Genomic DNA, 26,304 nt, shown 5'->3' on the forward strand with positions numbered 1-26,304 from the left:
ATTAATTCTATCTAATTTACTTAAATTGTCAATCGATTATATAATTTTGATAACTAATAGATTAAATTATTTCCGTATGTTAAAATCACCTTATAATATCATCTTTTTATGAAGGGAGTCCGCTTAATGTTTACCTTATTTATCCTATTACTCCAACGGCTTGGAATAATACTTGTTTTAGCATTTTTATTAGTCAACGTTCCCTTCTTTCGCAAACTCATTGATAAAAAAACGCGAAAAGCAAAATTCTTTCTAATTATAATCTTTACTATTTTTGCTATAATATCCAATTTAACTGGGGTCGAAATAACTAAAGACAATACTTTGATTCAAGCTCCCTTTTTAACTGGTCTACCTCAATCTGATTCTATAGCCAACACTCGTACACTAGTCATTACAGTTGCTGGAATAGTAGGTGGACCTTTTGTCGGAGGTTTCGTTGGCCTTTTAGGTGGTATTCATCGTGTAATTCAAGGTAACTTTTCTGACTTTTTCTACATTATTAGCTCTACATTAGTTGGTCTTTGTATTGGATTTTTGTCAAAAAAATTTCGCCAAAACAATTTCTATCCTTCATTTTTCAGCGCTGCACTTCTTGGATTATTTGCTGAACTCATACAGATGGCCTTTGTTGTAGTTTTTAGTGGCCTAGACCTTGTTAGGTTAATTATAATTCCAATGTGCTTACTCAATAGTATTGGTGTTTCGGTATTTATTTCAATATTGAACGCCTATCTTTCAAACGAACAACAATTAATGGCCGTACAAACTCACAATGTATTGAATCTAACAAACGAAACACTTCCTTATTTTAGACAAGGACTTAACATCAACTCTGCTCAACAGGCCTGCAAAATAATTAAAGAATTTACTAACTTTGATGCTGTTGGCATTACAGACATGGTCAATGTTCTTGCCCATATTGGCTCTGGGGAGGACCATCATCTTGCAGGTCAAGCAGTTTTAACAGATTTATCGAAACACGTGATATCTAGCGGTGAAACTAAATACGCTTACCATCGTGATGAGATTGGATGTCCCCATAAAAGCTGTCCCCTTTCATCCGCAATCGTACTCCCCTTAAAAGTAAACAATAAGACTATTGGTGCACTTAAGATGTATTTTAATAAAGCTGAAAGTCTGACACCTGTTGAGGAAAATCTTGCTATTGGCCTTGCATCAATATTTTCGGGACAATTAGCTCTAGGAATGGCCGAGGAACAATCAAAGTTAATTAGTGATGCAGAAATAAAAGCATTGCAAGCTCAAATAAACCCTCATTTCTTCTTCAATGCAATCAACACCGTAAGTGCACTCATGCGGACAAATGTTGAACAGGCTCGCAGTTCCTTAATGCAGTTAAGCACATTCTTTCGTTCAAGTTTGCAAGGAATCTCTGAAACCGAAATTCCCTTAGAACAGGAGCAAAAGCATGTAAATTCATACCTATCTCTTGAACAAACTAGATTTCCTGAAAAATATATAATTGATTATAAAATTTCTGCAAGTCTACAAACCAAAGTTCCACCGTTTTGTATTCAGGTTTTAGTTGAAAATTCAATTAGACATGCTTTTTCCACTAGAAAGAAAGACAATAAAATCACAATAATCGTCCGCCAAACACAACAAAATACAGTCATTATTGTTGAAGATAACGGTGTTGGAATTGACCCGAAATTACTTTCTCGCTTGGGTCAAGAAACCATTGCATCAAGTACAGGAACAGGAACTGCATTAGTTAATCTAAACCGACGTCTTATTGGCCTATATGGAAATGAGAGTCATCTACAGATTACAAGTTCTGAAAGAGGAACAACAATCCAAATTAATATTCCAAGAACAATTTATTAACTTATCTTTTTTTACTCCACTAAAAAACAGTTCTATCACTGTTAATTTTACCTAACTGTGTTAGAACTGTTTAATTCACTACCAATCTAGTATATCTATTCTTTTGCTTTCTTAATTAACTCCTGCAAAGCCTGCTTCTTAAAATCTTTTTGCGCTTGTGCACTTGCCTTAGCAGTTAAAGATTGTTGTTCTTGGGTTGACATGGTTGGATTCTTCGTTAAAGCTGCAGTTAACTTTTCTTTGACTTGTGCTTCAACATATGCTTTAGCTTGTTTTTGGACCGTAGCTTGGTCCTCACTTTTAGCTAATTTTTGTAATTTCTTAGCTTGCTGAGTGCTAAGAACAGCCCAATTATCATTTATTTTAAATGTATTGTAATGTCGAATTAATTTATGACCATTTCCCGAGATTCCAAACCAAAACTTATAAAAGTCATTTTTGTATTCCCATCTGAATGTTCTCGTAACGAGTTTTGCATTTTCAGCTATCTTCTTCACCTTATTTTGAGTCTTTGAAGGATCTGGGTTAGTTGTGGTTGCTTTTTTCTGACTTGTTTTGGATTTATAGATGTACACTTTTTCTTTACCCGAAGTACCAACTGCTTGGTATAATAACAAATTAATTTGTTTTGAAGCAGCTGCCGAAACTAATTTGCTGGTTTTAACAGTTTCTACCTTATGCATTCCAAAATGACGTTTATCATTTTCAATCATAAAAATCATCGAAACCACTAAACCTAAAGCAAAAATAATACTTAAGACATTTCTTAAAACAGCCTTATCAATACTAATCATCGAAACAAATAACAGTATGGCACAAATAATTACACTAAAAATTATCATTTCTTGTCACCCCCAACTGGTTGCTTTTTGTGCAACATCTCATTTGGAGTACTGCTACTTACAAAGAAAGCTACAAGAAGACCAAACGCACTAAATCCTAAAGCCACAATAAAGGCTGCATGATAACCGCCTAAAGTTGCCGAAAAAGCAGCATTTTTGTAAGCTAATGGATCAGATTTAAGCATTGCCTTAGCTGGCATATCATTCTTAGTAATATTTGTTAAAATACTAATTAGAATAGCCGTACCTACTGATGATGCTACCTGCCGAATAGTATTATTTACGGCTGTTCCATTACTCATCATCTTAACAGGTAATGAGTTCATCCCAGATGTCGTCACTGTCATCATCGACATTGCTATCCCTGCCATACGAAGTGCATAGAGTGTAACTATATAGACAAAAGGTGTCGTTGTTGTCACAAACATAAATGGAATTGTACCGGCTGTTAATAAGAACAAGCCCGTAATTGCTAAACGTTTTGCCCCAATTCGATCAAAAGCACGACCTGCAATTGGGCTCAGTATCCCCATCATCAGTGCCCCTGGCAGTAGAGTAAGACCTGAATGAAAGGCACTCTCTCCTCTAACAGTCTGTAAATACAATGGTAAAACCATTTCAACACCAATCATTGCCATCATCGAAACAGAACTTAACAGTGCGGCAATTGAAAATTCGGGATTTTTTAATACCCGTAAATCCAAGAATGGTTTTTCTAGATGCAATTGACGAACACCGAAGGTTATGACAAAAAGCACACCAACTATGATACCAATTATAACTACCGGACTTCCCCAACCTTTTTCGCCAACTTCAGAAAATCCATAAAGTAAACTACCAAAGCCAACTGTAGAAAGCATTGCTGAAACCCAGTCTAATTTAATTTTGTGTGTTGGTAAAACACTCTTCATCAGCCAAAAACCTGCAATGAACACAATTGCAGAAATTGGAATTAAAATCCCAAATAATGCTCTCCAATTGTAATTATCAATAACCCAACCAGAAAGTGTTGGTCCAATAGCAGGGGCCACACCAATCACCAGTCCCGCCATCCCCATTGCAGCTCCACGTTTATTAGCAGGAAAGATTGTTAACATTAACGTCTGTAATAATGGCATTGTTACACCAACACCCAGAGCCTGCACCAATCTACCAATTAACAAGAAGCTAAAATTAGACGCTGTATAACAAATTAATGTTCCTATCAAAAAAATAAACATTGCACTTTGATACAATATTTTAGAATTCACCCTTGTTGTAAGCCATGCACTTATTGGTATCATTACCCCACTGACCATCATAAATCCTGATGACAACCACTGTACAGTAGATGTATTGATATCAAAGGTTTTCATAAGAGTTGGAAATGCTGTTGTTAAGATTGTTTGATTCAATACCGTACAAAACGAACCAACTAATAATAAAGTCACAAGAAGTGCTCTATTATATGGTTTTCCGTTTTGATCAATTGATTTATCCAATTTACGTTCTCTCCCTTTTGCAAAGTACTATTAATATTAAGTATTAGTTTTCTTTATATGAAAAAAATACAAATCTTACTTTTTTAAATCATATACTCATCTTTTTTCTTTGTCAAATTAATTGACAAATAAGTAATAAAAGTTACAATTATTGAATATAAACTTACAAAGGAGATTATTATGGATAGTGCACAAACTAATATTTACGTTGATAGATTCAAAGATATTCTAAAAAATGAACATTTTCTTTTAGGCATTGGCGAAATATCAAAAGCAACTGGTGTCTCACAACGTCAACTGCGCTACTGGGAAGAAAGGGGCTATATAAAACCTGAAGAAACTACAGATGATTCAAACAAATGTGACCGCCGCCATCGAAAATATAGCCATTTTACTTTTTTAAAAGTATCAATGATTCAATCTTTCATCAATGACGGCTATACTTTAAGTGCTGCTGTGCAAAAAACCAATGAACACAGCCTTTTGAGTAAAGCCGTAAAACAATTTCTAAAAGAAAGAATCTTAGATGTAAAAGTTATCCAAGATGGCTACGAATTAGATTTAGGAGCACTAGAGGATATGCCAGACAAACATGTTTATGCGCTTATTCGAAAGAATGCAAAAACAAAACTTATTTTAAAAGACTTGGCATAAGGTAGTACCGTAATTTGCAAAGTACTCGAGGCTGTGCCAAAAGTTGAGTTTTGACCCACCCTCGTTAATTATTCCGGATAAGCGTGTAACATAAGTCAAAGTTCTCCGTCTAACTTCGAGTTAGTACTCAAATTTTCTTGATTTATGTCACACTCCCATTTGCTTACAATTATAAGTTACTATCTTTGTTTAATAGATTTCTATTACCCATCTTTCACCATAGATTCTCTTTGCGGTATAATTAATTTGTATTTACATAATCATTATTTGGAGGAAGATAAATGAATGTTCTTATTATTGACGATGAACCTCTTGCCCGCAATGAATTAGAGTTTCTTTTAAAACAAAACATTGCTGTTACAACTACATATCAAGCAGAAAGTATTCAAGAAGCACTTGATGTCATCTTGAATAAAAAAGTTGATTTATTGTTTCTAGATATTTCTTTAAATAATGAAAACGGCTTTAAACTAGCTAATGAACTCAACCAGTTGGCTGTCTCTCCCTTTGTAATTTTTGCAACCGCATATTCAAATTATGCTGTCCAAGCTTTTGACATCAATGCAATTGATTATGTCCTAAAACCTTTTGAACAAGGACGGATTAACCAAGCAATTAAAAAAGCTCAATTAGCTATCCTCAATCGTGATAAACAAAAAAAAGAACAACACTTATCAGAAAAAAATCGATTTATTTCAATTCCGACAGAGGATCGTACAGTTGTAATAAAAAGTAATGAGGTTGTTGCAGCTGTTACGGAAAATGGACTCTTATCAATTTATACAATGGACAACACTTACGTTTCACATGAAACTCTTTCTTGGCTGCGCGAATATCTAGATCAACAAAACTTCGTTCAAGTTCATCGCAGTTCAATTGTTAACATTAATACCATTGTTGAAGTTCAACCTTGGTTCAACCACACCTTCGTACTAATATTAACTAATAAACAACGTATTCCGGTAGGACGTTCGTATCTAAAAAACTTAAAATCCATCCTGAACATGTAGTTATTCAACCCATCAAATATGCAACTCACACCTTTCTTTTTACAATTAACCCCGTAAACCACTTTTTTTACTCTATTTTAAGTTATCCTTACTTTGAAAATAATTAAAGGAGGATGATTTATAATGAATTCAAAAAAAAATGAAGCTCCTATTCTATTACAGATGGGCATCTACTCAGGTATTCTCTTTATCTCAAATATTATTTCTAGCTTATTCCCGGCATCAATGCCTGTTCCTACCCCAGTTATTGGGCTAATAATCTTATATTCCCTATTGACCTTTAAAATCATTAAAATTGAGTGGGTTGAATCTTTAGGTGCTTTTCTTATCAGTATTATCGGTTTTCTCTTTGTCCCCTCTGGAATTTCGCTTGCAGCTAACCTAGATATTATGAAAGCTGCAGGCGTGCAACTAGTGATGGTTGTACTGTTCTCAACAATCATTTTGTTGGTCGTGACTGCATATACAACACGCCTCTTTATCTTCTTGCACACACATCAAGAAAAAACTAAACAACGCAAAGTACTTACAAATAAAATATATGCTAACAAAGCTCAGGTAACGAATGGAGATGATCATAATGGCAATCTTTACTAACATCTTTTTTGGAATTTTTCTTTCATTATTTGTGTATCTGATAGGTCAGAAATTATTCAAACAATTTAAAGGCTTCTTCTTATTCCAACCTTTGTTTGTTGCAATGGTACTAGGTATCTTTATATTATTCATACTTTCAAAATTACTTAACACAGATATTTCCAGTTTTTATCAAAAAGCCTATAAACCTGGTGGAGACATTCTTTTCTGGTTTTTAAGTCCTGCAACTATTGCTTTTGCAATTCCTCTATACAAAAGAAATGATATTGTAAAAAAATATTGGAAAGATATCTTGGCTGGTTTATTGATTGGAACAACCCTATCTTTAGTGTTAATCATCGCTTTTTCAAAACTCATGGGGCTTAATCACACCAGCATTGCTTCAATGCTTCCTCAAGCAGCAACGACAGCGATTGCTTTACCTATCTCTACTGCAATTGGCGGCAATGCATCAATTACCGCAATGGCTTGTATTCTAAATGCCGTCATTATCTATGCTCTCGGAAAATATCTCTTCAAGATTTTCCACTTAGGTTCTGATCCAATTGGTGCGGGCCTTGGATTAGGAACTTCAGGTCACACAATTGGTGCTGCATTTGCGCTTGAAATAGGTTCTGTCGAAGGTTCGATGGCAGCAATTGCGGTTGTTGTGATTGGTGCAGTTGTTGATTTATTAGTACCTATAATTTCACATATCTTCTTATGATTTAGAGAAGATCATAATATAAAAATACTAAAAAAAGTGTGCCATAAGTATGCTGTTAAAAAAGCTAGACAGATAATTTAACTTATGGAACACATTTACTCCAAATAAACACGGCGAGGCTAGGTCAAAAAATAAAATTTGACTTAGCCTCTTTGTATATAAATATTCTATGCGGATCTGCTCACATATTTCACTTTACTAGAAAAGTGATTGCTTATCCAAGGCGGTGCCAAAAGTTAAATTTTGCCCCAATTTCGCTAATTATTCCGTATAAACGTGTTCCATAAGTCAAAAATCTCCGTCTAACTTTCTGGATCCAGTCTTCTTCCAATACTTTTTATCAAAGACACATCGTCTTTATATTCTTGTGACGTCATGTCAACATTTGCAAAACATGATGTCAATTTACCTTTAATCTCATACTTCTTATTCTTACCCTTTTTGGACAAAATAATATAAACGCGGCGTCCATCTTCTTCGCTGTGTTTACGTTCTATCCAACCATCCTTTTCCATCCTCTTTAGCAGTGGTGTTAAGGTCCCATTATCAAGACTTAATTTTGCCCCAATTTCCTTAATCATCATAGGCTCGCCATTTTCCCACAATGTTAACAAGGTAATGTACTGCGGGTAGGTCAACTTATATTCCTTTAGTGCACTCGCATAAAACTTATTGTAAATTTTTTGTGCCGTATAAATAGCAAAACAAAGCTCATCATCCAATTTATCTGGCTTGTGATCTAATCCCATGTTATTCTCCTTCTTCCGCAAGATATCGTTATTCATTATACAATTAAACACGTGTAATTCCGATATATTTTTAGTAAAGAATTAAAACACTGTTATAAGCTTATATATCTTTTTATAAAAAATATTGAAGATATCTTCAAAAAATATATTCGCTAATACCTTTTTTATTATAGCATTTTTTTTCATAATACTTGTACAATATTATTCTTTATTTCTTCGTTTTATTTTGAAACTGTACAGCATTTTACCACAATATCTGTTAATGTAGTAAAATAGTACCAAAGGTTCATAATTACTTGGAAGCGAGGTTTTTCGATGAAAAGTTTGATAGATACTTATACCCTAAATAATGGTATAAAGATACCAATTGTTGGCTTCGGTACTTGGCAAACACCTGATGGAGCAATTGCAAAAGTAGCTGTAAAATCAGCATTATCTTCAGGTTATCGCCATATTGATACTGCTGAAATGTATGGGAACGAAAAAAGCATTGGAGCAGCTATTAAGGAAAGTGGAGTTTCTCGTAATAGTCTTTTTATAACAAGTAAATTATCTAATTCTGCACACAGTTATGAAAAGGCAACCGCAGCTATTGAAAAATCATTGAGTGATCTTCAAGTCTCTACGTTAGATCTTTTTTTGATTCATTGGCCAAATCCTAAGATGTTTCGCGACACCGATTGGGAAAGGCATCTACAAGATACTTGGCGTGCATTAGAAGATGCTTACACTGCCGGAAAATTAAAAGCTATTGGCGTTTCCAATTTTAGAGAACATCATTTTAATATTTTAAAAGAAACACAAACAATCAAACCAATGATTAACCAGATTCGAATCTGTCCTGGAGATTACAATGAAGAGCTCATAAACTATTGTCGAAACGAAGAAATTTTGTTAGAAGCATATAGTCCTCTTGGTACGGGTAAGATTTTTACAGATAAAACAATGAATGAAATTGCTGAAAAAAATAATAAAACAGTTGCCCAAGTCTGCCTTCGTTGGTCCTTACAACACGGATTCTTGCCTCTTCCTAAATCAATTCATGAAGATCGAATTGAAGAAAATTCGCATTTATTTGATTTTGAATTATCTGAATCAGATATGGATACAATTGATAGTCTAGAGGGAATTGTCGGCTATGTTGTCGATCCCGATAAAGCTGAATTCTAATCTAATTTATCTTTAGGTTTAGTTATTCTGTTTATTTTGAAAAAAGGAAGCGTGTTTATGACAAAAACGATAAATAAAGATTTAATAAAAGAGAATTTATATCAGGCAGTAAATGGTGAATGGTTAAAAACCGCCAAAATTCCTGCAGATAAATCCTCTACTGGCGGATTTGCAGATTTAGCTGATAACATTGAAAAATTACTAATGTCAGACTTTGAAAAGATGTTAACAAATCCTGATAGTGTAACAGACCCTTATCTGAAAGAATTCATAAAGTTCTACGCGTTAACTTCGGACTTTAAAAAGAGAGATGCTGCTGGTTTTGAGCCTGTCAAAAGTTATTTATCTGTAATTGAACAGCTAGATTCTTTTGAAACTTGGGAAAAACAGCTCGGTTCATTGACGCTCGCAGATTATCCAATGCCATTTTCAATTTATCTTGAACCTGATATGAAGAATACAACTGCTTACGCGCTAACTGCAGATGTTCCTAGTCTGATTCTCCCAGATAAAACCTATTATGAAGAAGATAATGAATCTTCAAAGGCCCTTCTCGATATTTATACCAAGATGTTGACCAAGCTTTTTAAACTTGCTGGATATTCTGCCGATGCTACTGATAAAATAATTACCGGCACACTTGCTTTCGATAGGTCAATTGTTCCCTATGTAAAAGACAGTACCGAATTAGCAGATTACGTAAAGAGTTACAACAAATATACTTTTACTGACTTCCTTAAATTCAGTGATAATATCAATTTGAAGAATTATATTGAAACACTAATTCATGATGATCCTGACCAAGTTATTGTCGCGGAACCAAAATTCTATGAAGCTTTTGATAAAATTATTAATCCTGAAGCTTTTGATAATATGCGTAGCTGGCTCCTCTCAAAAACCTTATTATCAGTGAGTTCTTCTCTTTCTGATGAAGCGAGAATTATCTCAGGTGAATATTCTAGAGCAATCTCGGGAAGCAAGGAACCAATGTCACCACAAAAAAGTGCTTTTTATCAGGCGGTTAATGTTTATAGTCAAGTAGTCGGCTTATATTATGCACATAAGTATTTCGGAGCAGAAGCAAAAGCAGATGTAACTGAGATGGTCAAAAAAATGATTAATATCTACAAAGAACGCCTGCAAAACAATGAGTGGCTGGGAGAAGAGACACGTAAGAAGGCTATCCTAAAATTAGAGAAACTTGGAATTCAAGTTGGCTATCCCGATAAACTAAAAGAAATTTACAAGAAACTTATTGTTGAAGGAACTGACCTCTTCAGCAATACTCTCAAATTTACCCGTTTATCCATTATTGAACATTACAATAAATGGAAAAAACCTGTTGACCGAACAGAGTGGGAAATGAGTGCATCTACTGTCAATGCTTATTATCATCCTTCTTATAATATTATTGTCTTTCCTGCTGCAATTTTACAAGCACCCTTTTATAGCTTAAATCAATCATCAAGTGAGAATTTTGGTGGAATTGGAGCTGTTATTGCTCATGAAATCTCTCATGCTTTTGATAACAACGGTTCTCATTTTGATGAATTTGGGAATTTAAATAATTGGTGGAGCGATTCAGATTTAGAACATTTCCAAAAACTTGCTGATGCAATGATCGCTGAATTCGATGGACTTGAAACCCCTGCAGGCAAAGTAAATGGTAAATTAGTTGTTTCAGAAAACATCGCTGATGTTGGTGGCCTAAATTGTGCGCTTGAAGCTGCCAAGAAAGAAGAAGATGTAAATCTCAAAGATTTCTTCTTCAACTGGGCTCGTGTGTGGTGCCTCAAATCCTCATTAGAAAGACAGAAGTTACTGCTCAATATCGATGTCCATGCACCTCATGAATTAAGAGCAAATATCCAACCACAAAACTTGGCTGATTTTTACTCAACATTCAATATTTCGTCTGGAGATGGAATGTATCTACCAGAAGAAAAACGAGTTGTAATCTGGTAGAATTGCTGATATTTCCAAAAAGAGATAAGCTTTTGACTTTAGAAACACAGCTATTCATAGTAATCAAAAAAGGTACTAGATCGAAATTTTGATCTGAAGTGAACCCACAAGTTTGGACAACTAAATTAAGCTGCTAACTGATTGGCAAGTTCTCGGTATTGTACCGGTGACTTGCCTTTTAGTTTGGTCCTGATTCTACGGTTATTATAAAATTCAATCCATTCAGTCATCGCTTGCGCGAGACTCTCTGAATTTTCGAAGTGTTCATCCATCATCTCTGCTTTCATGAGATGAAAAAATGATTCCATGGCGGCGTTATCTAAGCAGGTAGCCTTACGGGACATACTCTGAAAGGTATGATGAGTTTTAAGCGTTTTTTGCCACTGTTTATGTTGATACTGAAATCCTTGATCTGTGTGTACCGTTGTTCTATAAGGAAGCTCAGGTAATCCATCTAATGCTTCTTTTAGTGGTTTCAACGCAAATTCAAGAGTTGGGTGTGCACTAATGTTAAATGCCAAAATTTCACCCGAAAATAAATCCATGATGGGTTCTAAATAGATTCGCTCACTTTGACTCATCTGACCGTATCGAAATTCACTAACGTCGGCGACGAGTTTTTGATATGGTCGATCTGTCTTGAATCGACGGTGTAACTTATTTTTGGCTATTCTACCAACAGTTCCTTTGTATGAGTTATATTTGCGAGTTTGCTTATTAAAGGCCTGACATGTCCAGCCTTGCTCCTTCATAATTCGGAGGACGCGTTTATGATTAACTTTAAATCCCTGTTCATGCATAACTAACGTTATGCGACGGTAACCGTATTTTTGAGTATACTTGGCATCTGTTTGCCGAATTTCATCAATGGCTTGGATAACCTGGTCATTCTCATATTCTCGTCCCTGACTGTGCTTAGTGTAATAGTACGTGCTACGTGGTACCTTAACGGCTTTAAGGATAAAACTAATCGACGTTTTGAAGACCCGCCTCAGATCATCAATTAAGGTCACGGTTTCTCGTGAGCTGATTTTTCGTGATCTAAGGCATCGAGTTTTTTTAAAAATTCGTTCTCGATTCTTAACATCTTATTTTCTTGCTTGAGTTGCTTTAACTCATTTTTATCGTGGCGTGCTTGGATTTGTGCCGTTGTGGGTTTGGTCACTTTTTTATGTTTAGACATAGTCTTTGGATTTCCTCTCACTCTATTTAGTCCACTGAGCCCCTCTAAATCAAACTTTCTTTGCCATTGCCAGATAGTACTTGGTGAAGAGAGGTTGAAATGTAGTGCTGTTTCTGGAAGCGAAGCTTTGTGCTGTTGTTTCCAGTTTAATACTTCTATCTTGAATTCACTAGAGTATTCCAAATTCATAGATTTCGGTTTTAATCCTGCAATGCCAAAACGATTAAAGCGATGAACCCATAGGAGAATCGTTTCATTGTTGGCAATATGGTATTTTCTGGCCAATTGAATGGAACTAATACCCGTTAAATATTCTGTCACAATAGAAATCCGTAACTCTAAATTAAATTTAGTCATAGTAAACCCCGAGATTGTTGTCCAATCTCGGGGGTTCACTTCAGATAAGCATTCACACTTCATCTCTTTTTTATTTAAAATCCAAGATATTAACCTGTTCATCAGCCAATATAATTGAAGGATTTTGTAGACTAAGCCTCGTTAAGCAACCATAATTCATTCTTTGTTGCTTTAGTTCCTGCTGGAAGCTTTCTTTTTTCCCCATATACATACATCCTGGTACTTGTATCATTTCTACCATCTACAATCGGTACACTAAAAACCTTAATGGCTGAGATCTTATGTTTTTTCGTATAACTATCAATTGCTTTATTGAACTTAGTAGAGTTGAGACCATTTTTCATCCCATTAATTTCATAAGATGTATGGCTTGATTCAATATAAGTTGTTCCTAGTGAACGTATAAATGCAAAAAGCACAAGTAAACAAATTATACTCACAAAACTTACTACAACATGTCTCGTTCTCTTCAACACAAACTCCTCCTGAACTACTATGTAATAACTATCTTAGTATACTCTCTTAAAAAATATTTTTTGTTAATTAATCATATAATTAAAATTATTATTAATTAATTTAAAAAATAATTATTGTACAAAAAAGCCAATAACTGTTGGATTTAATTAAAATCAACAATTATTGGCTTTTTCTAGTTCCAAGATTGATACTAATTTTTACTGTTACTCAAAAACCGATATCTCTATTTTCTTTTACTTTTATAAGCTCTTCGCTTTGCTTTTTCTATGGCTCTCTTTTTATCTTTTTCAACTTTTTTCTTTTCTTCACGTTCACGATTAATTTTAAATGGATTACTTATTAATAGTGTTTGTCCTGCTGAAAAGGCATTTCCTATCACCCAATAAAGCGATAGTGCTGAAGGCAAAGAGACAGCAGTTATTAAGATAAATATCGGCATCCCATATGTCATTGCAGTAGTCATTCCATTTTTTTCTGGTTGTGACATCATGCTCAGCTTAGAAGTTAAATACGTAAATATCGCAGCTAAGATTGGCAAAATAAAATATGGATCCTTATCTCCAAGTTTCATCCATAAAAATGTTCCACTTTTCAAAACCTCAGATCTCAAAATAGCTTGATACAACGCAATTAGGATTGGCATTTGTATCACCATTGGCAGACAACCTGCAACTGGATTAACTCCAGCTTCAGCATACAGCTTTTGTTGTTCCGCACGTAATTTATTCTGTGTTTCCATATCCTTTGTAGAATATTTACTTTGTAATGCTTTCAACTGCGGCTGCAATTCTGTCGTTTTTCTCATGCTCTTCATTTGATAAACCATAAGTGGCAAAAGAATGACACGAATAATGATTGTAAACAAAATTATGCCTAACCCATAACTATTACCAAAAATCTTACTTAAAAAGACGATTGCTTGGATAAAACTCCAGATTATGTAATGATCCCATATACCAGAGCTATTTTGAGTTACTGTTGACGTACTACAACCACTTAAAATAAAAACCAGTCCCACAACACATAACAGCGTGAGAATCCGTTTTGTTTTTTTCACTACATTCCCCTCACTTCACAAGCTTATTTCAGCAAAACATGAGCTAGACGTAGGACATGTATCAAGTTTTTCTTGGTATCAGTCATTGACACACCCGAAATCGGTGGACGCGCAATTATTATAAAATCACAATCCTGCCGTAAATCAGGTTTTAGTTCCGTTAAGCTCTGTCTAATTCTTCGCTTAACCCAATTACGTGCTACTGAATTTCCAATTCTCTTCCCTACAGATATCCCAACTCTAAAATGTAATTGACCTGGTTTATCAATTACATAAACAACAAATTGTCGATTCGCACAAGACTTCCCTTGCATGAATACCTTTTGAAAATCCGCTTCTTTTTTGACACGGTATGATTTTCGCATAATCCATCTCCATGTGTCGTATAAAAATCTACATCAAAATAAAAGACCACTGACGGTCAGTGGCCTATGCAGACAATACTTTTCTACCTTTACGACGTCTACGTGCTAAAACAGCGCGACCGTTACTTGTACTCATACGTTTGCGGAAGCCATGCACTCTTTGACGATGACGTTTCTTAGGTTGATATGTTCTCTTCATTAGATTTTCCACCTCCTTGCTAGACACTTAACAATGATACTGAAAATCCTACTAAAAAAAACAGCTTTTGTCAAGTCCCTATCTACTCAAGACATCTTATCATAAATTGTCTGTGGGTTAAAGTTATTTTAAATCTCCATTCTTCAAAGTTATCCACAAAAATATTTAAAGATGCTTATTCTCTGTGGATTTCTTTTTTAATCATTTTTTATTTCCACAACACATTTAACAACCTTTTACCCTAATACACAGCTTGTTTATAGTTTATCCACAAAAGAACATCTAGCTGTGCAAAACTGCAAAAAACATTGCTATATCAGCCTCAATTCTCAATTAGTTCTTTGTGGATAACCCGAACAAAGCTGGCCTTTTTTTATTAGCTTTTTCTTCTTGTGGATAATTAATTGACACCCTGTGTCCTTTGTTTCTTTCTTTTATACATACCTGTGGAAAACTTTTCAAAAAAATGCTAGACTGTTATAGTGAACATTACATCAAAGGAGGTATCTATGTGCCTGATCTTGAAACCTTATGGCAGTACATTTGTGATGAATTTAAAACAAAATTATCTACGATTAGCTATAATACTTGGCTTAAAGCCGTTAAACCAATCGCATTTTCATCGCAAACACTTATTATTGAAGTCCCGACTGCCCTACATAAAGATTATTGGAAAGCTAATTTAAGTAAACAAGTTGTCTCTCTTGTTGCTGATTCCATTGGCCAAACCATCACGGTTATTGCAAAATTACCAGATGAACCAAACCCACTTACGTCAGGTCTTTCCAATAATAGAATTCAAAAAAACACTAAATTAGCTGATTCACGACCAACTTTTATGCGCGAGACAAAATTAAATGAAAAATATACTTTTGACACGTTCGTTATTGGAAAAGGAAATCAGATGGCTCACGCCGCAGCTTTAGTCGTTGCAGAAGAACCTGGCGCACTATATAATCCCCTGTTCTTCTTTGGTGGTGTTGGTTTAGGAAAAACCCATTTAATGCATGCAATTGGTCATCAGATGTTGACTAATAATCCGCAGGCAAAGGTTAAATATGTTACTAGCGAAGCCTTCGCTAATGATTTTATTAATTCTATCCAAACAAAACGTCAGGAAGAATTTCGTAAAGAATATCGCAGTGTTGACTTGCTTTTAGTGGATGATATTCAATTTTTTGCTGATAAAGAAGGAACACAGGAAGAATTCTTCCATACTTTCAATGCACTATATGACGATAAAAAGCAAATCGTTCTTTCATCAGATCGCTTGCCGAATGAAATTCCTAAACTGCAAAAAAGACTTGTCTCACGCTTTAAATGGGGATTATCCGTTGATATAACACCACCTGACCTTGAAACTAGAATTGCAATTCTTCGTAACAAGGCTGACGCTGATGACTTGGATATTCCAGATGACACGTTAAGCTATATTGCCGGACAAATTGACTCAAATATTCGTGAATTAGAAGGTGCCTTAGTTCGAGTACAAGCCTATTCTTCAATGACTCACTTACCAATTTCTACAAGTTTAGCAGCTGATGCCTTAAAGAACTTAAAATTAAACGGAAAATCAAATGAGATTTCTATTTCAGTTATCCAAGATAAAGTAGCCAAGTATTATCACATCTCCATCGGTGATTTAAAAGGAAAGAAAAGGGTCAAGAATATTGTAATTCCGCGGCAAATAGCGATGTATCTTGCACGTGAACTTACAGATGCTTCACTACCTAAAATTGGTCATGAATTTGGCGGAAAAGATCATACGACAGTTATTCATGCCCATGAGAAAATTTCAGGCGCATTAAATACCGATTCTGAATTACAACGAGAAGTTAACGACCTAAAGAGCAAATTAAAAAAATAATTGGGTTGTGAATTACTGTGAACAAAAAACGTACTTATACACAAGATATACACATGTGCATATCTTTTAAATTCCAAGCTATTATTTAGTTTTCCACAGAATCAACAGGCCCTACTACTATTACTATCTCTTTTATAATTAATATATATACACTTAGGAGGCACTTCATGAAATTTACAGTAAATAGACTCGAATTCATTAAAAGTCTGACCGACGTTCAAAGAGCAATCTCAACAAAAACAACTATTCCGATACTTACAGGTCTTAAACTAAAATTAGAAGCAAAAGGCTTAACACTTACAGGTAGTGATGCTGATATTTCAATTGAGACTTTTATTCCTGCTGAAGATGATAAAGCACAATTACAAGTTGAAGAACCCGGGCAAGTAGTTTTAACTGCCAGAATATTTAGTGAAATCATCAAGAAACTTCCCGAAGATACACTAACTTTAGAAGTAACAGAGAATTACCAAACAGAAATCTTATCAGGAACAGCGTCATTTTCAATTAAGGGACTAAATGCAGAAAATTATCCTCATTTACCAGAAATCAATGCAGAAGATACATTGAATCTTGAGAGTGATATTCTAAAACAAATTATTGGGCAAACTGTTATTGCAGTCTCAACACAAGAAAGTCGCCCAATTCTTACGGGTGTACATCTAGCCATTAAAAATGGACAATTATCTGCAGTTGCAACAGATAGCCATCGTTTAAGTCAACGTAAAATTGCAATAAATGTAGCTGATAGTGTAACTTATGATATTATTATTCCGGGAAAATCTCTTAGTGAGTTATCAAAAATGATTGGTGAGGATGTCGCCCAAGTTGAGGTCAGAATATCAGAAAATCAAGTTTTATTTGAATTTAATAATACGACCTTCTATTCTCGTTTACTTGAAGGAAATTATCCGGACACAGATCGTTTAATTCCAAAAGATTCAGATACTGAAATTGACTTTAATGCGAGTGAATTTCTTGCCTCCATTGAAAGAGCCTCTTTGCTATCACATGCAGGTCAGAATAATGTTGTAAAATTAGCTTTGAATACTGAAAATCAAAAAGCAACAATTTATAGTAATTCACCTGAGATAGGAAATGTTGAAGAGGAATTAAAATTCCAAAAACTAGCAGGAAATGATATTGAAATTTCATTTAATCCAGATTACATGAAAGATGCACTCAGATCTTTTGGACAAAGTACAATTACAATTTCGTTTAATGCTCCGTTGCGTCCATTCACACTGGTACCTAGTGAAGATCAAGAACACTTTATCCAGTTGATCACACCGGTTAGAACTTACTAAAATTGCTAAATAAAAAACCTAAAAACAAGGGAGTGTGACATAAGTGAAGTGCCTTACAAAACTTGGACATGTAAATCAAGTTTTGGAGGTGCTTTTTTGACACGTAATTATACCTACAGCTTTAAGTTGAAAGTAGTTAAAGAATATTTAAATGGTGAAAATTCACTCCACACACTGTGTCTGAAATATAAGATGCCGAGTGATACTCCATTAGTAATTTGGGTGTCGCGTTATAAAGCTTTTGGTCCTACCGGACTTAAACAGCTTAAACGCCGGCACTATTCTAATGATTTCAAGGTAGCGGTTATTACATATTACTTGAACCATTCTACCAGTATTCAAAAAACAGCCATCCACTTTAATATCAGCCACACAGTCGTTTATAATTGGCTTAAATTAATGCGGCAATTTGGAATTAAAGCCGTAATTTCATCTAAGATAGGACGACCCAAGATGGTTAAGAAAAAGAAAGAAACATCCAAGAAAAAGACCGAACAACAGTTAATAGAGAGACAACAAAAACAAATCAGACATTTAGAACAGGAACTTTCCTATACTAAAATTGAGAATGTTTATCTAAAAAAATTGGATGCCGTAATTCGAAACAAAAAACAGCACTAAAAGTTAAAACAATTAACGAATTGCGGCGTGATTATCCCTTTATTACGCTCTTAAAAGTTGCGGGACTTGCGCGTTCGACGTATTACTATCATTTAGCTTGTCTAAACCGGCCTGATAAATATCGTCAGGTTAAACAAATTATTCGGCAAGAATTTGCCCGCTCTCATCAAACTTATGGTTATCGTCGCATGAGATTTGTTTTAAAACAGCATCATGTTAAACTTTGTCTAGAAACTGTTCGTAAAATTATGTTTTCTATGGGTCTGAAAGTTACTCTTTTTTCAAAACATTCTGGTCGGTACAACTCATATCATGGTCATGTTGGACAGGTGGTACCTAACTTGCTCAAGCAACAATTCAAGGCCCATAAACCATATACTGTTTTGCATACTGACGTCAGTCAGTTTAAACTTACGTGTGGAAAATGGGGTTATATTTCGACAGTTATTGATGAGGCTAGTAATGAAGTTTTAGCCGCTAAAGTTAGTTCAACACCCAATCGTGTTTTAATCGATCAAACCCTTGAGACAGTCATTAAAAAGATTCCCGCAACAACTAAACCAATTCTACACTCTGATCAAGGATGGCAATATCAAATGACCAATTATCAAGCTAAACTAAGACATCATCATTTCATTCAAAGCATGTCCCGTAAGGGAAATTGTTTAGACAATGCTCCAGTTGAGAGCTTTTTCAGTATGCTTAAACGTGAGTGTTTAAGGCGCATTAAGGTTACTTCTCTCAATGAACTAAGTACGTTAGTGGAACATTATGTTGCTTGGTATAATACCCAGCGAATTTCACTTAAGCGGCATGGATTAACTCCAGTTGAATATCGTAAACAGTATCTAACTAACAATTAAAACAAACATGTCCAACTTTTTTAAGGCAGTACAAAGTCGGGAAAATTTGAGTACTAACCCGAAATTATGAACATAGCGAGTACTTTGCTATGAGTAATTCGAAGATAGACGAAGAATTTTGACTTATGGAACACGTTTATATGGAATAATTAGCGAGGCTGAGTCAAAATTTAACTTTTGGCACAGCCTTTTGTTTTTTTGTTAATGAATATTTTCCAGCTATTTATCGCCACATATAAGATAAGTTCCAGTAATTATAAATTTTAGATATTCAATGATACTGGTTAATACTACTTTACATATAATATTTATTTATAATAACTTCAATTTTTGACTATATCTGAAGTATACGTGTATATTCCTTATGTGCAATAGTGAACAATGGAAATTTTAAAAAATAAGGAGAGTTAATTTATGTTGAAAAGTTATGAAATATTACGTAATCCTTTTTTAAATAAGGGAACTGCATTTACAAAAGAAGAACGTGAAAAATTAGGTTTAGTAGGAATCCTACCAAGCAAGATACAAACTCTTGAAGAACAAACAGAGCAAGTTTACGCTCAATTTCAAAGTAAACCAAGTCTTCTTGAAAAAAGAATTTTCTTGATGAATCTTTTCAACGAAAATGTTACATTATTTTATCATCTGATGGACCAACATGTTGTTGAATTTATGCCTGTTGTTTATGATCCAGTTGTTGCAGATTCAATTGAACAATATAACGAAATCTATACAAATCCTCAACAAGCAGCATTTTTGTCAATTGATCGTCCTGAAGATATTGAAACTACCTTAAAAAATGCTTCTGATGGTCGTGATATTCGCTTAATTGTTGTTACGGATGCAGAAGGTATTTTAGGTATGGGTGATTGGGGAGTAAACGGTGTCGATATTGCTGTTGGTAAACTAATGGTTTATACAGCTGCAGCTGGCATCAATCCAGCACAAGTATTACCAGTAAGTATTGATTCTGGTACAAACAATCAAAAATTAATTAGTGATCCGATGTACTTGGGAAATCGACATGCACGAGTTGCAGGTAAACCATTTCTAGATTTTATTGATAAATTTGTAGAAGCACAACAAAGAGTTTTCCCTGAATCACTTCTTCACTTTGAAGACTTTGGACGTGCAAATGCACAAGTTATTTTGGATAGCTACAAAGACAAAATTGCAACATTCAATGATGATATTCAAGGAACTGGAATGATTGTTTTAGCTGCTGTAATTGGTGCAATGAAGATTTCAAAGCAGGGACTAAAGGATCAAAAGTTCTTAACATTTGGTGCAGGTACAGCAGGTATGGGGATTGCTAATCAAATTCTTAACGAACTTGTCCAAGAAGGATTAACAAAAGAAGAAGCACGTAAGCATTTTTACTTGGTTGATAAGCAAGGTTTGTTATTTAACGATACTCCTGATTTAACACCCGCACAAAAAGCTTTTACACGAGATCGTTCTGAATTTGCAAATGCAGAGGAGTTAACAAATCTTGCAGCTGTTGTTAAAGCAGTACATCCTTCGGTTATGGTGGGAACTTCTACTCAACCAGGGACATTTACAGAAGAAATTGTTAAAGAAATGGCAGCACATACAGAGCGTCCACTTATTTTCCCACTTTCAAATCCTACAAAGTTGGCAGAGGCTAAGGCAGAAGATTTAATTAAATGGACCAATGGAAAGGCACTTATTTCAACCGGAATTCCAGCTGCAGATGTTGAATATAATGGGACTACTTATCATATTGGACAGGGAAATAATGCCTTAATTTATCCGGGATTAGGTTTTGGATTAGTGGCTTCTACAGCTAAAAAATTGACACAAGAAACGATTTCGGCAGCAATTCATGCACTTGGTGGACTAGTTGATGCAAATGAAGCTGGCGCAGCAGTCTTACCACCAGTTTCACAACTTACAAAATTCTCACAAATTATTGCTGAAGCAACTGCTGAAAGTGTAGTTTCACAAGGCTTGAATCGTGAAGAAATTACTGATGCAAAAAAAGCCGTTGCTGATATGAAGTGGACTCCAGAATATTAAAAGCGGGATAATTTGAGGATGAACACATGGAAGAAGTAAAGAAAATAGAACAGACAGAGGAAAAAGAAGTGAGTGAATCGGCTCTAAAAAAATTTTTTTCAATCAAAATTAGCGGTGTTGGAATGCCGCTTTATATAGTAATGCTGGTAATTCTTGCAGCAACAATCTTTTTGCACAGGCTGCCTAATACGATTTTAGGTGCAATTGTATTGCTAGTTGTTTTAGGTCATGTACTTTATTTTATTGGAGAGAAGATTCCTGTTTTTAATAGTTATTTGGGTGGAGGTTCCGTATTTTGTATTTTTGCTTCAGCAGCGATGGCTACTTTTGGAATTATTCCTGCTGATGCTGTTAAAGTTGCTTCTAATTTTGTCAGCAATGAGGGCTTTTTAGACTTTTACATTGCTGCGCTGATTAGTGGTAGTATTCTTGGGATGAATCGGAATCTTTTGATTAAAGCTTCCGTTCGCTTCATTCCTGTAGCTTTCCTTTCAATGATAATTACATTTTTTGCAGTGGGTCTAATGGGAATGCTAATTGGTAATGGTTTTGGACATTCAGTAATGTTTGTTTCACTACCAATTATGGCTGGTGGAATTGGTGCAGGCGTTGTACCATTATCTAATATTTATGGTCATGTACTTGGACAACCTGCAGCTAATATGATTTCACAACTCATACCAGCTTCGGCAGCAGGAAATGTTTTGGCGATTATAGCTGCTGCATTAGTTGCCAAACTTGGTGAATCTTTCCCTAAGTATAACGGACAAGGTGTTTTGATGGAGATTGATCCAGAGTTTACTAAACCACGTAAAGTGAAGCTTGATATTATGCAATTTGGTGTTGGAATGATGATGGCATTATCATTTTTCATGCTTGCAACAATCTTTAATAGCTTTACACCAAAAGTACACACATATGCATTTATTATTATTATTGTTTTTATCTGCAAAGCAACTAATATCTTGCCAAAATATTACGAGGATGCTGCAATTATATTCAACCAATTAATTGTTAAGAACTTAACGCACGCTGTTCTTGCAGGAATAGGAATAGCTTTACTTAATCTAACACTTTTAGCACATGCATTAACATGGCAGTTCGTAGTGCTTGTAGTTACAAGTATCTTAACTATATCGATTGCTAGTGCATTGATTGGTAAATTATTTGGTTTGTATGAAGTAGAGTCAATTATAACAGCTGGTCTTTGCAATAATAGTATGGGTGGTACAGGTAATGTTGCGGTTCTTTCAGCATCAAACCGTATGGAATTAATAGCTTTTGCACAAATGGGAAATCGTCTAGGTGGAGCAATCATACTTGTTGTTGCTGGAATCTTGATACAATTTTTACACTAATTGGAAAATTAAGAAGGAATGAGTTAATAGCTTGTTCCTTTTTAGTTTGTTCAAAGTAGTCTTAGAAAGCCAAAAAATACAAATCTATGGGTTTTAAGCCATAGATAGTCTCTTTATATTAATGGACCTTAAAATAGCTTATAACGGATAATAGGCCCTTATATGATTGTTATTTGTAAAAGAAAAGTTTATAATTGAAGTTAAATGAGGAAGTTGGTGAAATCTGTTGGATAATGAAATTCTTCTGAAAACTGAGTATATTACTTTGGGGCAAATGTTAAAAATAGCTTCAATAATTGATTCTGGTGGTCAGGCAAAATGGTTTTTGCAAGAAAATGAGGTTTGGGTCAACGGGGAACAAGACAATCGAAGAGGTCGGAAACTTTATGCGGGTGATCAAGTCAGCATCCCGTCAGTAGGAAAATTTTTAATGCGTTCAAAACAGGCAAAGTAGCCTATGTATCTAAAAGAAATGACACTGAAAAATTTTCGTAACTATCGTGATGTAAATTTAGTATTCTCGCCACAAATTAATGTATTAATCGGCGAAAATGCACAAGGAAAAACAAATCTACTTGAAGCAATCTATGTTCTAGCAATGGCAAGAAGTCATCGTACTAATAATGAACGTGAGTTGGTAAATTTTGCAAAAGATGAGGCTTTAATTCAAGGAATATTGGAACGTAAGTTGAGCAAACTAAAACTTGAACTCTTTTTGGGTAAAAAAGGCAAAAAAGCAAAGGTAAATCATCTGGAACAAGCAAAGTTGTCACAATATATTGGTCAAATGAACGTTATTTTATTTGCTCCAGAAGATCTGGCACTCGTTAAGGGATCACCAGCAGTTAGGCGAAAATTTATTGATATGGAATTTGGGCAAATAGACGCACATTATTTATATAATTTGAGCCAATATCGCGTACTTTTAAAACAAAGAAATCATTATTTAAAACAACTTCAGTTGAAAAAGGCGAAAGATTTAGTCTTGTTGGAAGTATTATCTGATCAAATCGCAGCTTTTGGGGCAGAAATTATAGCAAAGCGAATTATTTTTTTAGATGAACTTGAGAAGTATGCTCAAGGTGTTCAAGCTCAAATAACAGGCCAAAAAGAAGAATTAAAGTTCAACTATGATACTAGTGTAGAAAATATTTATGAAAAAGATGTTAAGCAATTATACACTGATTTAAAAAAACTGTACGAAACTAATCAAAACAAAGAAATATTTCAAGGTTCAACGCTGTATGGACCGCATAGGGATGATGTTCAATTTTTAATTAATAAGAAAAATGTCCAAGTTTTTGGCTCACAGGGTCAGCAGAGGACGACTGCTTTAGCTGTAAAATTAGCTGAGATTGATGTGATGAAAAACGAAACAGGCGAATATCCAATATTATTATTAGATGATGTCTTATCGGAACTTGATGGAGCTCGCCAAACACAGCTACTGCGTGCAATTCAAGATAGAGTGCAGACGTTTTTAACAACGCCTAGTATGAGTGAGGTAACAAGGAAGTTAATAAAAGATCCTAAAGTATTCAGGATTGAAGCTGGAAATATAAAAAACGAGGAATTTAGATAATATTGTCTTTATAATGAAAAGCTGGAGGGATTAAAGTTGACAGATAACGAAATGGAAGAGGTCAAGGAAGCACAGGCAAAAGAATATGACGCTAGTCAAATTCAAGTGCTAGAGGGACTTGAAGCTGTAAGAAAACGCCCAGGAATGTATATAGGGTCAACAAGCTCACAAGGGCTACACCATTTAGTATGGGAAATTATAGATAATGGTATTGATGAGGCACTAGCAGGATTTGCAGACGAGATTAATGTAACTATTGAAGCCGACAATAGTATAACGGTTATAGATAATGGGAGGGGGATACCTGTCGATATTCAAACAAAGACAGGAAGACCCGCACTTGAAATAGTCTACACAATCTTACATGCTGGTGGAAAGTTTGGTGGCGGTGGATACAAAGTTTCTGGAGGTCTTCATGGTGTTGGAGCATCTGTTGTAAATGCTTTGTCAACGACTCTTGATGTTGAAGTTAAGAAGAACAGTAAAATCTATGCAATTGATTTTAAACGAGGAAAAGTAAACCATGAGATGAAAGTTATCGGTGAATGCGGTGAACATGAGCATGGAACTAAGGTTCACTTCTTACCGGATCCAGATATCTTTTTAGAAACAACAGTTTATGATATTAAGATATTAACTACAAGAATACGAGAACTTGCATTTCTAAATAAAGGATTAAAGATTACAATTACTGATAATCGTGAAGAAAATCCTAAAACAAAAGAATTTCATTATGTTGGTGGAATAAAGCATTATGTTGAATTTCTTAACAAAGGAAAGGAAGTTCTATTTGACGAGCCAATCTATGTAGAGGGCGAGCAAAAGGGCATCACGGTTGAGGTTGCCTTACAGTACACAGATGATTTCCATTCTAATTTAATGACATTTACCAATAATATTCATACGTATGAAGGTGGAACACACGAGGCTGGATTTAAGACTGCGTTAACTAGGGTGATTAATGATTACGCACGCAAGAGTGGAATGATGAAAGAAAATGAAGATAATCTTTCCGGTGAAGATGTGCGTGAGGGCTTGACAGCAGTTGTTAGTATCAAACATCCAGATCCACAATTTGAGGGACAAACGAAAACAAAATTAGGCAATTCTGATGCAAGAACAGTTACGGACAGAATGTTTGCTGAACATTTTTCTAAGTTTATGATGGAAAACCCAACAATTGCTAGGCGAGTTGTAGATAAGGGATTACTAGCTTCTAAGGCAAGAATTGCTGCTAAACGAGCACGTGAAGTTACAAGGAAAAAAAATGGTTTAGAAATTAGTAATTTACCTGGAAAATTGGCTGATAATACGAGTAAAGATCCGGAAATTTCAGAATTATTTATTGTCGAAGGTGATTCTGCGGGTGGTTCAGCGAAGCAAGGACGTTCAAGATTGACACAAGCAATTTTGCCTATTAGGGGTAAAATTTTAAATGTTGAAAAGGCAACATTGGATAGAATATTAGCTAATGAAGAAATTAGATCATTATTTACTGCCTTAGGAACTGGATTTGGGCAGGAATTTAATGTTGAAAAAGCAAATTATCATAAATTAATAATAATGACAGATGCCGATGTTGATGGTGCACATATTCGTACATTATTATTGACACTATTTTATAGATTTATGCGTCCTATGATTGATAAGGGATTTGTTTATATTGCCCAACCACCGTTATACCAAGTCCGTCAAGGTAAATTAATTAAGTATATTGATACAGATACTGAACTAGATGAAGTTTTAGGTCAGTTACAGCCATCACCAAAACCAGTTATTCAGCGTTATAAAGGATTAGGTGAAATGGATGCGGAGCAATTATGGGAAACAACTATGAACCCAGAAAATAGACGTTTGTTAAGAGTTAGACTTGAAGATGCAGAAGAAGCAAATGGAGTTTTTGAAATGTTGATGGGAGACAAAGTTGAACCAAGACGTGAATTTATTGAAGCAAATGCAACCTTTGTTGATAACTTGGATGTATAGATATTTCCCCGGAAATA

General features: G+C 34.8%; 25 protein-coding genes. 16 read left to right on the plus strand and 9 right to left on the minus strand.

Features of this window, described 5'->3' with window-relative positions; all coding sequences use genetic code 11:
- Positions 1–126 precede the first annotated feature (126 nt).
- A complete protein-coding gene (locus G6O70_RS02565) occupies positions 127–1,851 on the plus strand; it encodes a LytS/YhcK type 5TM receptor domain-containing protein (protein ID WP_057870127.1) in 1,725 nt (574 codons plus the stop codon).
- 95 nt (positions 1,852–1,946) lie between these two features.
- Here the strand turns inward: G6O70_RS02565 and G6O70_RS02570 are convergent, their stop codons facing one another.
- Together G6O70_RS02570 and G6O70_RS02575 are read right to left on the minus strand one after the other, a co-directional pair.
- Positions 1,947–2,693 (minus strand): DUF4811 domain-containing protein, encoded by a 747-nt coding sequence (locus tag G6O70_RS02570; RefSeq protein WP_057870126.1) that lies wholly within the window; start codon positions 2,691–2,693, stop codon positions 1,947–1,949.
- Entirely contained in the window at positions 2,690–4,174 is a 1,485-nt protein-coding gene (locus G6O70_RS02575; RefSeq protein ID WP_057870125.1) for an MDR family MFS transporter, read from the minus strand. The genes G6O70_RS02570 and G6O70_RS02575 overlap by 4 nt, the downstream gene beginning before the upstream one ends.
- Positions 4,175–4,354: 180 nt before the next feature.
- Between G6O70_RS02575 and G6O70_RS02580 the strand changes: the two genes are divergently transcribed.
- The 4 genes from G6O70_RS02580 (at position 4,355) to lrgB (ending at position 7,141) form a co-directional block, all read left to right on the plus strand.
- A complete protein-coding gene (locus tag G6O70_RS02580) occupies positions 4,355–4,828 on the plus strand; it encodes a MerR family transcriptional regulator (protein WP_057870124.1) in 474 nt (157 codons plus the stop codon).
- Between the two features lie 281 nt (positions 4,829–5,109).
- Positions 5,110–5,838, plus strand: coding sequence for a LytR/AlgR family response regulator transcription factor (locus G6O70_RS02585; protein ID WP_057870123.1), 729 nt, complete (start codon positions 5,110–5,112; stop codon positions 5,836–5,838).
- A gap of 123 nt (positions 5,839–5,961) precedes the next feature.
- Entirely contained in the window at positions 5,962–6,435 is a 474-nt protein-coding gene (locus G6O70_RS02590; RefSeq protein ID WP_083481941.1) for a CidA/LrgA family protein, read from the plus strand.
- Positions 6,419–7,141 carry an antiholin-like protein LrgB gene (gene lrgB / locus G6O70_RS02595; protein ID WP_057870121.1) on the plus strand — a complete coding sequence of 241 codons (723 nt, stop codon included), beginning with the start codon at positions 6,419–6,421 and terminating at the stop codon, positions 7,139–7,141. The genes G6O70_RS02590 and lrgB overlap by 17 nt, the downstream gene beginning before the upstream one ends.
- Positions 7,142–7,443: 302 nt before the next feature.
- On the opposite strand, the gene G6O70_RS02600 is transcribed toward lrgB, so the two are convergent.
- Positions 7,444–7,890 carry a MarR family winged helix-turn-helix transcriptional regulator gene (locus tag G6O70_RS02600; protein ID WP_057870120.1) on the minus strand — a complete coding sequence of 149 codons (447 nt, stop codon included), beginning with the start codon at positions 7,888–7,890 and terminating at the stop codon, positions 7,444–7,446.
- Between the two features lie 315 nt (positions 7,891–8,205).
- On the opposite strand from G6O70_RS02600, the gene G6O70_RS02605 reads away from it, so the two are divergent.
- Together G6O70_RS02605 and G6O70_RS02610 are read left to right on the plus strand one after the other, a co-directional pair.
- The gene (locus G6O70_RS02605) at positions 8,206–9,060 is read left to right on the plus strand and encodes an aldo/keto reductase (protein WP_057870119.1); all 855 of its coding nucleotides are present in this window, start codon (positions 8,206–8,208) and stop codon (positions 9,058–9,060) included.
- Positions 9,061–9,117: 57 nt separating this feature from the next.
- Positions 9,118–11,025 carry a M13 family metallopeptidase gene (locus G6O70_RS02610; RefSeq protein WP_057870118.1) on the plus strand — a complete coding sequence of 636 codons (1,908 nt, stop codon included), beginning with the start codon at positions 9,118–9,120 and terminating at the stop codon, positions 11,023–11,025.
- A 125-nt stretch (positions 11,026–11,150) separates the two neighbouring features.
- On the opposite strand, the gene G6O70_RS12160 is transcribed toward G6O70_RS02610, so the two are convergent.
- The 6 genes from G6O70_RS12160 to rpmH all read right to left on the minus strand — a co-directional run bounded on the left by G6O70_RS12160 (position 11,151) and on the right by rpmH (position 14,663).
- Entirely contained in the window at positions 11,151–12,092 is a 942-nt protein-coding gene (locus G6O70_RS12160; protein WP_309137219.1) for an IS3 family transposase, read from the minus strand.
- Positions 12,035–12,565, minus strand: a complete 531-nt coding sequence (locus G6O70_RS12165; protein ID WP_057870480.1) for a helix-turn-helix domain-containing protein — start codon at positions 12,563–12,565, stop codon at positions 12,035–12,037. Before G6O70_RS12165 ends, G6O70_RS12160 begins: the two co-directional genes overlap by 58 nt.
- 131 nt (positions 12,566–12,696) lie before the next feature.
- On the minus strand, positions 12,697–13,038 hold the full coding sequence (locus tag G6O70_RS02620) for a hypothetical protein (RefSeq protein ID WP_057870432.1): 342 nt from the start codon (positions 13,036–13,038) through the stop codon (positions 12,697–12,699).
- A 227-nt stretch (positions 13,039–13,265) separates the two neighbouring features.
- A complete protein-coding gene (yidC, locus tag G6O70_RS02625; protein ID WP_057870431.1) occupies positions 13,266–14,099 on the minus strand; it encodes a membrane protein insertase YidC in 834 nt (277 codons plus the stop codon).
- Positions 14,100–14,122: 23 nt separating this feature from the next.
- On the minus strand, positions 14,123–14,464 hold the full coding sequence (gene rnpA / locus G6O70_RS02630; RefSeq protein WP_057870430.1) for a ribonuclease P protein component: 342 nt from the start codon (positions 14,462–14,464) through the stop codon (positions 14,123–14,125).
- Positions 14,465–14,528: 64 nt separating this feature from the next.
- Positions 14,529–14,663, minus strand: coding sequence for a 50S ribosomal protein L34 (gene rpmH / locus G6O70_RS02635; RefSeq protein ID WP_010078018.1), 135 nt, complete (start codon positions 14,661–14,663; stop codon positions 14,529–14,531).
- 511 nt (positions 14,664–15,174) lie between these two features.
- Here rpmH and dnaA point away from each other — a divergent pair.
- The 9 genes from dnaA (at position 15,175) to gyrB (ending at position 26,287) form a co-directional block, all read left to right on the plus strand.
- Positions 15,175–16,530 carry a chromosomal replication initiator protein DnaA gene (dnaA, locus tag G6O70_RS02640; protein ID WP_057870429.1) on the plus strand — a complete coding sequence of 452 codons (1,356 nt, stop codon included), beginning with the start codon at positions 15,175–15,177 and terminating at the stop codon, positions 16,528–16,530.
- 167 nt (positions 16,531–16,697) lie between these two features.
- On the plus strand, positions 16,698–17,837 hold the full coding sequence (gene dnaN, locus G6O70_RS02645) for a DNA polymerase III subunit beta (protein ID WP_057870428.1): 1,140 nt from the start codon (positions 16,698–16,700) through the stop codon (positions 17,835–17,837).
- Positions 17,838–17,933: 96 nt separating this feature from the next.
- The gene (locus G6O70_RS02650; protein ID WP_219934272.1) at positions 17,934–18,458 is read left to right on the plus strand and encodes a helix-turn-helix domain-containing protein; all 525 of its coding nucleotides are present in this window, start codon (positions 17,934–17,936) and stop codon (positions 18,456–18,458) included.
- Between the two features lie 20 nt (positions 18,459–18,478).
- Positions 18,479–19,321, plus strand: coding sequence for an IS3 family transposase (locus G6O70_RS02655; RefSeq protein ID WP_219934264.1), 843 nt, complete (start codon positions 18,479–18,481; stop codon positions 19,319–19,321).
- A 414-nt stretch (positions 19,322–19,735) separates the two neighbouring features.
- Complete coding sequence (locus G6O70_RS02660) at positions 19,736–21,361, plus strand: malolactic enzyme (RefSeq protein ID WP_057869865.1); 1,626 nt, start codon at positions 19,736–19,738, stop codon at positions 21,359–21,361.
- A 26-nt stretch (positions 21,362–21,387) separates the two neighbouring features.
- Entirely contained in the window at positions 21,388–22,719 is a 1,332-nt protein-coding gene (locus G6O70_RS02665) for a 2-hydroxycarboxylate transporter family protein (protein WP_057869864.1), read from the plus strand.
- 226 nt (positions 22,720–22,945) lie between these two features.
- Complete coding sequence (gene yaaA, locus G6O70_RS02670) at positions 22,946–23,173, plus strand: S4 domain-containing protein YaaA (protein ID WP_083481931.1); 228 nt, start codon at positions 22,946–22,948, stop codon at positions 23,171–23,173.
- A gap of 3 nt (positions 23,174–23,176) precedes the next feature.
- Positions 23,177–24,301, plus strand: coding sequence for a DNA replication/repair protein RecF (recF, locus tag G6O70_RS02675; protein ID WP_057869863.1), 1,125 nt, complete (start codon positions 23,177–23,179; stop codon positions 24,299–24,301).
- A gap of 51 nt (positions 24,302–24,352) precedes the next feature.
- On the plus strand, positions 24,353–26,287 hold the full coding sequence (gyrB, locus tag G6O70_RS02680; protein WP_201779041.1) for a DNA topoisomerase (ATP-hydrolyzing) subunit B: 1,935 nt from the start codon (positions 24,353–24,355) through the stop codon (positions 26,285–26,287).
- Positions 26,288–26,304 lie beyond the last annotated feature (17 nt).

Origin of the sequence: Liquorilactobacillus hordei DSM 19519, from assembly GCF_019443985.1 — a bacterium.
GTDB classification, from domain to species: Bacteria; Bacillota; Bacilli; order Lactobacillales; family Lactobacillaceae; genus Liquorilactobacillus; species Liquorilactobacillus hordei.

Coding starts and splice junctions, on each gene's coding strand:
- G6O70_RS02565 (WP_057870127.1), top strand. CDS start 127: ATGTTTACCTTATTTATCCTATTACTCCAACGGCTTGGAATAATACTT.
- G6O70_RS02570 (WP_057870126.1), bottom strand. CDS start 2,693: ATGATAATTTTTAGTGTAATTATTTGTGCCATACTGTTATTTGTTTCG.
- G6O70_RS02580 (WP_057870124.1), top strand. CDS start 4,355: ATGGATAGTGCACAAACTAATATTTACGTTGATAGATTCAAAGATATT.
- G6O70_RS02585 (WP_057870123.1), top strand. CDS start 5,110: ATGAATGTTCTTATTATTGACGATGAACCTCTTGCCCGCAATGAATTA.
- G6O70_RS02590 (WP_083481941.1), top strand. CDS start 5,962: ATGAATTCAAAAAAAAATGAAGCTCCTATTCTATTACAGATGGGCATC.
- lrgB (WP_057870121.1), top strand. CDS start 6,419: ATGGCAATCTTTACTAACATCTTTTTTGGAATTTTTCTTTCATTATTT.
- G6O70_RS02600 (WP_057870120.1), bottom strand. CDS start 7,890: ATGGGATTAGATCACAAGCCAGATAAATTGGATGATGAGCTTTGTTTT.
- G6O70_RS02605 (WP_057870119.1), top strand. CDS start 8,206: ATGAAAAGTTTGATAGATACTTATACCCTAAATAATGGTATAAAGATA.
- G6O70_RS02610 (WP_057870118.1), top strand. CDS start 9,118: ATGACAAAAACGATAAATAAAGATTTAATAAAAGAGAATTTATATCAG.
- G6O70_RS12165 (WP_057870480.1), bottom strand. CDS start 12,565: ATGACTAAATTTAATTTAGAGTTACGGATTTCTATTGTGACAGAATAT.
- rnpA (WP_057870430.1), bottom strand. CDS start 14,464: ATGCGAAAATCATACCGTGTCAAAAAAGAAGCGGATTTTCAAAAGGTA.
- rpmH (WP_010078018.1), bottom strand. CDS start 14,663: ATGAAGAGAACATATCAACCTAAGAAACGTCATCGTCAAAGAGTGCAT.
- dnaN (WP_057870428.1), top strand. CDS start 16,698: ATGAAATTTACAGTAAATAGACTCGAATTCATTAAAAGTCTGACCGAC.
- G6O70_RS02660 (WP_057869865.1), top strand. CDS start 19,736: ATGTTGAAAAGTTATGAAATATTACGTAATCCTTTTTTAAATAAGGGA.
- G6O70_RS02665 (WP_057869864.1), top strand. CDS start 21,388: ATGGAAGAAGTAAAGAAAATAGAACAGACAGAGGAAAAAGAAGTGAGT.
- recF (WP_057869863.1), top strand. CDS start 23,177: ATGTATCTAAAAGAAATGACACTGAAAAATTTTCGTAACTATCGTGAT.
- gyrB (WP_201779041.1), top strand. CDS start 24,353: ATGGAAGAGGTCAAGGAAGCACAGGCAAAAGAATATGACGCTAGTCAA.